Genomic DNA, 7957 nt, shown 5'->3' on the forward strand with positions numbered 1-7957 from the left:
GCGGCTCAGCCGGTGGCCGGCGGGGTGAAAGTCTCCGCGGGGCCGAAGTCCGAGACGCGTTCCTTCGTCACGACCGGCTTGCCGGCGACCACCGTCGACTGCTCGCTGCGGACGGTCCGGCCGAGCCGGTCGATCCACAGCTCGCAGTCGGCAGCGTCCGTGCCCTCGTTCTGCCGCCCGACCCCGTAGCTCGGGTCCGCGCGGCGCAGCTCGGCCGGTGAGAGCCGGGCGCTCAGGTGGAACACCGGCACGCCCGCCTCGGTCTCCATGCCCTTGCGGGCGGCGGGCCCGGCGTCCAGCAGGACCTTGGCGTAGCCGTCGTCGTCGTATGCGCCGACCCCGGCGCTCGCCGGGGGCTTCTGATCAGTCGTCCACCGGGTCTCACCGTTCTCCTTGTTCCGCCGGTAGACGGCCTGGTCGATGATCACCCTCTCCTCCCAGGCCAGGACGGAGGACCCGCGGACCATCTTCGCCTCCGTACGGGATCCCTCGGCCGGAGTGTTGTGGTTCGACCGGCCGGTGACGGTGGTCAGCTCCTTCTCTCCGCCCTCGCCCCTCTCGACGGTCATCTCAAGGCTCGCGGCGTACGGCTCCCGGGAGCGGTGGGCGATCGCGACGGCGGGGTCGAAGGCTCCGGTCGCGTCGGCCGGTGCGCCCGTGGCGTCGGCCGGTGCGGCGGTGGCGCCGGCGGACGCTCCGGCCGTGGGGGCGGCCTTCGGCGGAGCGGCGCCGTCGGCGCCGCAGCCGGTCAGCGTGGCCAGTGCGAGGACCAGGGCGGTGACGGGCAGAGCGGTGCTGCGACGAATCGTCAAGGAGGGCTCCGGGTCGGCGTTCGAAAAGGGCGGCGGCAGCCTCCCACATCGGCCCATCGCGGTCGAACGGGTTTCCGCCCCGGCCGGGGCGGGAGCCGGCCGCCACGCCGGATAGACTCGCACGGTCCCATCCGGAGCAGGCACGAGGGAAACAGAACATGGTCGAGGCCTCCCCCAAGGTCGTTGTGGTCGTCCCCACGTACAACGAGCGGGAGAACCTCCCGGTCCTCGCGGGCATGCTCGCGGAGCTTCCGGTGCCCAACCTGCACCTGCTGGTGGTCGACGACAACTCCCCCGACGGCACCGGCGAGATCGCCGACAAGCTGGCCGCGGACTCCGGCGGCACCGTGGGCGTGCTGCACCGCACCGAGAAGGACGGCCTCGGCCGCGCCTACCTGGCCGGCATGGCCAAGGCCCTGGACGAGGGCGCCGACGTGGTGGTGCAGATGGACGCCGACCTGTCCCACCCGGCCTCGGTGATACCCGTGATGGTCGAGACGCTGCTCGCCGACGACACCGCCGTGGTGCTGGGCTCGCGCTACGTCCCCGGCGGCTCGACCGCCGAGGAGTGGCCCTGGCACCGCAAGGCGCTGTCCGCCTGGGCGAACTTCTACGTCAACGCGATCCTGAGCCTCGGGGTCAGGGACGCCACCGCCGGGTTCAAGGCCTGGCGCGCGAGCGCCCTGCGCGCCATCGACCTGCCGACCGTGCAGAGCAACGGCTACTCGTTCCAGGTCGAGATGAACTACCGGGTCGTCAAGCAGGGCCTGTCGATCCGCGAGGTGCCGATCCGTTTCGAGGAGCGGATCGAGGGCGCCTCGAAGATGAGCATGGGTGTGCAGGTCGAGTCCGCGCTGGCCCCCTGGAAGCTGCGCTTCAACCGCGACAGCTAGCGGGCCCCGGCGGCGCGCCGGCCCGGCCCGATGCGGGCGTACGGGTGCCGGAGTGCCCCGGGAGCGGTGTGAACCGCGGATGCGGGGAAAGAAGGGCGACATGGCCCTTCTCCCGGAGTCCCTCGCGGACCTGGTCCGCCGCAGCGCCCGAGAACCCTTCGTGGTCCAGACCGTCCGGGCCACCGTGGCGGCCACCATCGCCTACGCGGTGGCGACGCAGCTGAGCAGCGAGCCCGCCCCGCTGACGGCGCCGCTGACCGCGCTGCTGGTCGTCCAGGTCACCGTCTACTCGACGCTGAAGACCAGCATCCGCCGGGTCAACTCGGTGGTGGTCGGGGTGCTGATCGCGATCGGGTTCAGCGCCGTGGTCGGGCTCTCCTGGTGGAGCCTCGGGCTGATCATCCTGGCCTCGCTGGTCGTCGGCCGGTTCGTCCGGGTCGAGGAGTTCGTCCAGGAGGTCGCGATCAGCGCGATGCTGATCCTGGGCGTGACCAAGCTGGCCTCGCAAGCCTGGGACCGGGTGCTGGAGACGCTCATCGGCGCCGCCGTCGGCCTGCTGTTCAACCTGCTGTTCGCGCCGCCGGTCTGGGTGGACACCGCCGGGGAGTCGATCGAGGACCTCGCCCGGCGGGCCCGCCAGCTGCTCCTGGACATCTCCGAGGAACTGGGCCGCCCCACCCCGGTGGCCCGGGCCGCCGAACGGCTGCACGAGGCCCGGCGGCTGGACCAGGCGATCGCCGACGTGGACGCGGCGCTGCGCCAGGCGGAGGACAGCCTGCGCTTCAACCCGCGGATCAGCGAGGGGCTGCTGTCCCGGCTGGTGCTGCGCACCGGGCTGGACACCCTGGAGATCTGCGTCGTGGTGATCCGGGTGCTGGCCCGCTCGCTGACCGACCTGGCCAAGCGGCGCGCGCCCGGCGAACGGCTCTTCCCGCCGGACGTCGCGTCGGGGCTGGAGGAGCTGCTGGCGCACGTGGGCGACGCGATGGTGAGCTACGCGGTGCTGGTGACCACGCAGGTGAGCCGCAACGCGGAGGAGGCCGAGGACAGGCTGACCGCCGAGCTGGCGGCGGCCTGGGCCTGCCGGGAGAACGTCGCCCAGGTGCTGCTGCGCAAGGTCCAGGAGCACCCGGAGGCCTGGCAGTTGCACGGTTCGATACTGGCCGAGGTGGACCGCATCCTGGACGAGATGGACCTGGAGCACCGCAGCCGGCGGCTGATGGAGGAGCTGGACCGGGCCTCGGTGGCGAACCGGGAGCGGTTCTCCCGCTACGCCGCGCTGCGCCGTCTGCTGCGCGGCGAGCGGGCCCGCGGCGGCCGGTCCGCCACCGCGGAGCGCCCGGCGGCGTAGGGCGCTCCGCCGTGGCGGACACGCCCCGGCCGGGCGCCGTTCGCCACGGGCCGAGGGTCAGGGCCAGGGGGCAGGGGTCAGGGCATCAGCCAGGGCTGCTGCGGCAGCGGGTGGCCGGTCTCCAGGTAGGTCTTGAGGTTGGCGAGCACCGCCGACCAGCCCTGTTCGGCGTCCGCCCGGGCGGCCTCGTCGGCGAGGTCCACGTGGGTGACGGTGAGCCGGGTGAGGTCCTGCCAGCCCTGGAGCTCGAAGGTGACCCGGGAGGGGAAGGCGGCGTGCTGCTCCTGCGGGCCGGCCCAGGTGGTGACCAGCAGGTGCGGGCGGTCGACCGCCTCGACGGTGCCGATGACGTCGGCGGTCCCGGAGCCGTCGGTCCGCTGGTGTTCCCAGGGCGCGCCGAGCAGCCAGGTGGAGACGTTGCGGTGGCCCCAGTAGAGGCCGGACTCGTCGGCGTTGGTGAGCGCGTGCCAGACCCGCTCGGGGGTGGCCCGCAGGTAGGTGATGCCGCGGTGGCTGAAGGCGGTCACGGCCTCACCCCTGCGCCGCGTCGAGCAGCGGCTGGATCTCGATCTTCTGCATCCGCAGCATGGCCGCGAAGACGCGGTCCGCTTTGGCCCGGTCCTCGCCCGCGACCAGGTCGAGCAGCACCCGGGGGGTGATCTGCCAGGAGAGGCCGTAGCGGTCCTTGAGCCAGCCGCACGGACCCGGCTGACCGCCGTCCGCGGTGAGCTCCGCCCAGAGCCGGTCGACCTCCTGCTGGTCCTCGCACTCCACCTGGAGCGAGATCGCCTCGGTGAAGTGGAACGCCGGACCGCCGTTGAGGGCCGTGTACTCGCGGCCGGCGAGCTCGAACTCGACGGTCATCACCGAGCCCGCCGGGCCGGGGCCGGTCTCGCCGTACCGGTTGGTCCTGGTGACCCGGGAGTCCGGGAACAGGGTGGTGTAGAAGGCGACGGCCTCTTCGGCCCGGTCGTCGAACCAGAGGAAGGTGGTGATCTTCTGCATGCGCCCGACGGTAACGGCGGGCTCCGGCACGGCGGCCGAGCCACGGCCGGGGGTCACCGGATCGGCGCCCCCGGCCGGGCCGGCCGGGGCTCAGTGCACCCAGCCCGCGTAGCGCTGGACGAAGCGCTGACCGGTGTGGGCGGTCACGACGACGTCGTAGCGGCCCTGCTTGTCCAGCGGCCAGGCCAGGTCGGCCTGCTTGCCGGGCTTGACGTGGACGGTCTGCGCGGTGCCCGCGAAGTCGTTGAGCGCGGCGGTGAAGGCCACGTCGGTCATCCCGTCGTTGGCCACCTGGAGGGTGAGCCCGCGGTTGCCGCGCAGGTCGGCGGTGACGATCGGCACGCCGATGTCGTTCTGGCCGTCCTGGCCGTCGCGCACCACGGTGCCGGCGAAGCGTCGGACGAAGCCGTCCGGGCCGTGCACGGTGAAGTCGTAGCGGCCGCCGGTGGCGGCGGCGTCCCAGACGTAGCGGGCGGTGGCGCCGGGGGCGACGGTGTACGGGGTGCCGGCGAAGGGGAGCAGGATGTTCGGGTAGACGGTGTACGGGAAGGCCACCGAGCCGTCGTTGCTCATCGTGCAGGTGACCCTGCCGGTCTTCCGGTCCGCCTCGACGTCGGCCCACGGCTGGTACGGAAGCGGCCGGTGCGGGCGTTCGCCGCGCTCCTGGACCGGCATCGCCTGGGCGCCGACCGCCGGCAGCGCGACGCCGGGCAGCTTGGTGCCCGCGTCGGCCCTGGCCATCAGGGCCTTGGTGTCGGGCAGCGCCGGGATCGAGTGCTCGGGGGCGGCGAAGTCGAAGCAGCTGGTGAGGTCGCCGCAGACGGCCCGGCGCCAGGCCGAGATGTTGGGCTCGGCCACCCCGGTGACCAGCTCCATGAAGCGCAGCACCGACGTGTGGTCGAAGACCTGGGAGTTGACCCAGCCGCCGCGCGACCAGGGCGAGATCACCCAGAGCGGCACCCGGTTGCCGAGGCCGATGGCCCGTCCCTGGGTGAACTCCTCGGGGGTGCCCGGCTCGGGGGTGGGCGGGACCATGTGGTCGAAGTAGCCGTCGTTCTCGTCGTACATCACCAGGAAGACGGTGTGCTGCCAGACCTCCGGGTTGGACATCAGCGACTGCAGGGCCTGGTCGACCCAGTGCGCGCCGTAGGCCGGACCGGCCTCCGGGTGCTCGGAGAACAGGTAGGGCGCGACCAGCCAGGAGACGGTCGGCAGGGTGCCGTCCTTGCAGTGGCGGTCGAAGTCGGCGGGGTCGAACTTCGTCATCGCGTTGACGTACCGCGGGTCGTCGTGCGGGAACTCGTGGAACTGCTTGAAGTAGGAGAGCGCGTTGTCGTCGTAGTCGCCGGTGCGGTCGTCCTTGCTGGGGTTGTGGTAGACGCGCCAGCTGACGCCGGCCGCTTCCAGGCGCTCGGCGTAGGTGGTCCAGTCGGCGACGGGGTTGTCGGTGACCGGGGTGTTGTCGATCCACGGGCCGGTGGTGCCGTCCCGGCCGGGGCCGGCGGTACCGGTCCACAGGTAGAGGCGGTTGGGGTCGGTGGGGCCGGCCAGCGAGGTGAAGTAGGCGTCGCAGACGGTGAACGCGTCGGCCAGGGCGTACTGGTAGGGGATGTCGTCGCGGGTGAAGTAGCCCATGGTGCGCTCGCCCTTGGCGGCGATCCACTTGTTCATCGCACCGTTGTTGATGGCCTGGTGGCCGGTGGCCCAGTCGTGCGGGAGGCCGCCGGCGTTCTGGGCGTTGTACTTGGCGGTGTCCATCCGGTAGGGCAGCATCGCGCCGCCGTCGCCGCGCCGGCTGTCGGGCTGGCGGAAGACGTCGGTGCCGTCCGGGAATTGGAGCGCCTGCTTGTCGCCGAAGCCGCGGACGCCGGCCAGGGTGCCGAAGTAGTGGTCGAAGGAACGGTTCTCCTGCATCAGGACGACGACGTGCCTGACGTCCTTGATGGTCCCGGTGAGCGGGGCGGCGGGCTTGGCACCGGCGGCGGGGGCGGGGGCCGGGACCGGGGCGGCGGCGGCCTGGGTGGCCGCCAGACCGGTCAGGGCGGTGGCGCCGGCGACCGCGGTGGCGCCGACGAAGGTGCGGCGGGAGAGCTCGGGCATGACGAACTGGCCTCTCGGAGCTGGGGGGTGGGGAGCCGGGGAGCTCAGAGCCGGAAGGTGGCGACCGCGGCGGCGGTGTCGGAGGGCCACTCGTTGGCGGCGGAGCCGGGCTCGGGCTGCGGCCAGTCGGCGACCAGGGTGTGCGCCTCGACCAGCTTCAGCGGGCCCGCGTACTGGACGTAGTCGACGCGGTCCTGCGGCTCCGGACGGTCGCCGCGCCGCTTGCGGGTGGGCGACCAGGTGTTGCCGGGGGCCTTGACCGGGTCGGGGCACTCCTCGCGGAAGGTGTCGGTCAGTCCGGCCCCCTGGAGGGCCGCGGTGACCGGCCAGGCGAGCGCGCCGACGCCCTGGTGGGCGGCGGCGGTGGCGGCCGTCCAGTCGCGGTGCGAGGGCGAGGAGAGCGCGCCGGCCAGCACCACCGGGGTGCGCCGGGCGATGTCGGTGCGGACGGCGGCCGCCAGCGCCCGGGCCTGCCGCAGCCGCAGCGAGCCGTTCTCGGCGGCCTCCACCTCGGCGGCGCTCCGCCCGTCCTGGACGGCGTACGGGCCGTAGCCCGCCTCGTCCAGGTGGGCGGCCCAGAAGCGGACACTGCGGCCGCCGGGCAGTCGCAGGGTGGCCGCGGCGGCGGGCAGTTCGGCGGTCGGGGCGGTGACGTCGGTGAGCGGGTGGCGGCTGAGGATGCCGACGCTGCCCGGGCTCTGGTAGGCGTACCAGCCGAGGGCGTCGGCCAGGGTCCTGGCCCGCTCCCCCGCGGTCTCCTGCAGGGCGAGCACGTCCAGGCCCTGGGCGAGGACCACGCGCAACTGCTTCTCCAGCGCGTCGGTGTGGGCCGAGCCCGCGTCGTGCAGGTTCCAGCTGGCGGCCTTGAGGCGCAGCGGTGCGGCCGGGTCCGCCACCGGGACCAGGACGGTGACGGTGTCGGTGGCACCCGTGCTGTCCTTGACGCCGACGACCACCGGCTCGGGGTTCTTGCCGGCGGCGGCGGGGGCGGTGCCGGTGAGCGTGCCGTCGGCGCTGACGGAGGCCCAGGCCGGGCCGCCGACCTTGCGGTAGGTGGCGGAGCCGGCCGGGTTGCCGGCCGGGCGGGACCAGAGGCCGCCGAGCCGGACCGTCACGGCGGCGCCCGGGGCGACGGGCGTGGCGGTGAACGCGTCCACGGCGGCGTGCGGGCGGACGACGGCGGGCTTGGGGCGGAAGGAGAACGGCTCGGTCCTGGCGAGGATGCCGTAGCCGTCCTTGGCGAGCAGGTAGGCGGTGTACGGGCCGCCGGTCAGCGCGGAGGTGTCGAGCTGGACGTCGCCCGAGGTGCCCGGGGTGTACTTCCACAGCAGCGAGCCGCCGTTGCCGGGCTGGCGGCCGCCGTCGTAGATGCCGACCCAGTTCTTGGCGTCGGGGGCGTCGGTGGTCCACTGGAAGGTGAGCCGGTCGCCTTCGGTGGGGTTGGTGGAGGAACTGAGCGTCAGGGCGCTGCCTGCGGCCACGGTTGTCCTGTCCGCCGCCCGGGACCGGGCCGCCGGGGGACGGTTCGCCGGGGCCGGGTACGGCTGGTCACGGAGGCTGGGAGAAGGGAGCTCGCGCAGTTGGCTGTACAACTGCGGGCGGCCTCATTCACCCGAAGGCCGGCGACCGGCGCATGAACGAAGCATGACGGGGCGTCGGGCGGTGCGGGAACTTCGGTGGGCGCACCTGCGGACATGCGACGGGGGTCGCGGGGGGCCGGGCCCCCCCCCCCCCCCCCCGGCCCCGCCCCCCCCGCGGCCGGCGCCCGGCAGGCCCCGGCGCGGGAGAGCATCTCC

Annotated in this window: 7 protein-coding genes; 2 read left to right on the forward strand and 5 right to left on the reverse strand. The window is 73.6% G+C overall.

Features of this window, described 5'->3' with window-relative positions; genetic code table 11:
• Positions 1 to 5: 5 nt before the first annotated feature.
• Positions 6 to 812, reverse strand: coding sequence for a hypothetical protein (locus ACGFSC_RS26650; RefSeq protein ID WP_359903936.1), 807 nt, complete (start codon positions 810 to 812; stop codon positions 6 to 8).
• A gap of 158 nt (positions 813 to 970) precedes the next feature.
• Between ACGFSC_RS26650 and ACGFSC_RS26655 the strand changes: the two genes are divergently transcribed.
• Positions 971 to 1705: a polyprenol monophosphomannose synthase gene (locus ACGFSC_RS26655; RefSeq protein ID WP_359903933.1), complete on the forward strand. Its 735-nt coding sequence runs from the start codon at positions 971 to 973 to the stop codon at positions 1703 to 1705.
• Positions 1706 to 1805: 100 nt separating this feature from the next.
• Complete coding sequence (locus ACGFSC_RS26660; protein ID WP_359903930.1) at positions 1806 to 3056, forward strand: aromatic acid exporter family protein; 1251 nt, start codon at positions 1806 to 1808, stop codon at positions 3054 to 3056.
• Between the two features lie 77 nt (positions 3057 to 3133).
• Here the strand turns inward: ACGFSC_RS26660 and ACGFSC_RS26665 are convergent, their stop codons facing one another.
• The 4 genes from ACGFSC_RS26665 to ACGFSC_RS26680 form a co-directional block, all read right to left on the reverse strand.
• Positions 3134 to 3583 carry an SRPBCC domain-containing protein gene (locus tag ACGFSC_RS26665; RefSeq protein WP_359903927.1) on the reverse strand — a complete coding sequence of 150 codons (450 nt, stop codon included), beginning with the start codon at positions 3581 to 3583 and terminating at the stop codon, positions 3134 to 3136.
• Positions 3584 to 3587: 4 nt separating this feature from the next.
• The gene (locus ACGFSC_RS26670) at positions 3588 to 4061 is read right to left on the reverse strand and encodes a VOC family protein (protein ID WP_359903924.1); all 474 of its coding nucleotides are present in this window, start codon (positions 4059 to 4061) and stop codon (positions 3588 to 3590) included.
• A gap of 90 nt (positions 4062 to 4151) precedes the next feature.
• The gene (locus tag ACGFSC_RS26675) at positions 4152 to 6161 is read right to left on the reverse strand and encodes a phosphocholine-specific phospholipase C (RefSeq protein ID WP_359903921.1); all 2010 of its coding nucleotides are present in this window, start codon (positions 6159 to 6161) and stop codon (positions 4152 to 4154) included.
• A 44-nt stretch (positions 6162 to 6205) separates the two neighbouring features.
• Positions 6206 to 7642 (reverse strand): endonuclease/exonuclease/phosphatase family protein, encoded by a 1437-nt coding sequence (locus ACGFSC_RS26680; protein ID WP_359903918.1) that lies wholly within the window; start codon positions 7640 to 7642, stop codon positions 6206 to 6208.
• Positions 7643 to 7957: the final 315 nt, after the last annotated feature.

The organism is Kitasatospora sp. NPDC048715 (genome assembly GCF_043198905.1).
Taxonomy (GTDB): domain Bacteria; phylum Actinomycetota; class Actinomycetes; order Streptomycetales; family Streptomycetaceae; genus Kitasatospora; species Kitasatospora lactacystinica.

What these genes read in the sequence shown, in the direction of transcription:
- ACGFSC_RS26675 (WP_359903921.1), bottom strand. Translation starts at nt 6,161, where the DNA reads ATGCCCGAGCTCTCCCGCCGCACCTTCGTCGGCGCCACCGCGGTCGCC.
- ACGFSC_RS26660 (WP_359903930.1), top strand. Translation starts at nt 1,806, where the DNA reads ATGGCCCTTCTCCCGGAGTCCCTCGCGGACCTGGTCCGCCGCAGCGCC.
- ACGFSC_RS26655 (WP_359903933.1), top strand. Translation starts at nt 971, where the DNA reads ATGGTCGAGGCCTCCCCCAAGGTCGTTGTGGTCGTCCCCACGTACAAC.
- ACGFSC_RS26670 (WP_359903924.1), bottom strand. Translation starts at nt 4,061, where the DNA reads ATGCAGAAGATCACCACCTTCCTCTGGTTCGACGACCGGGCCGAAGAG.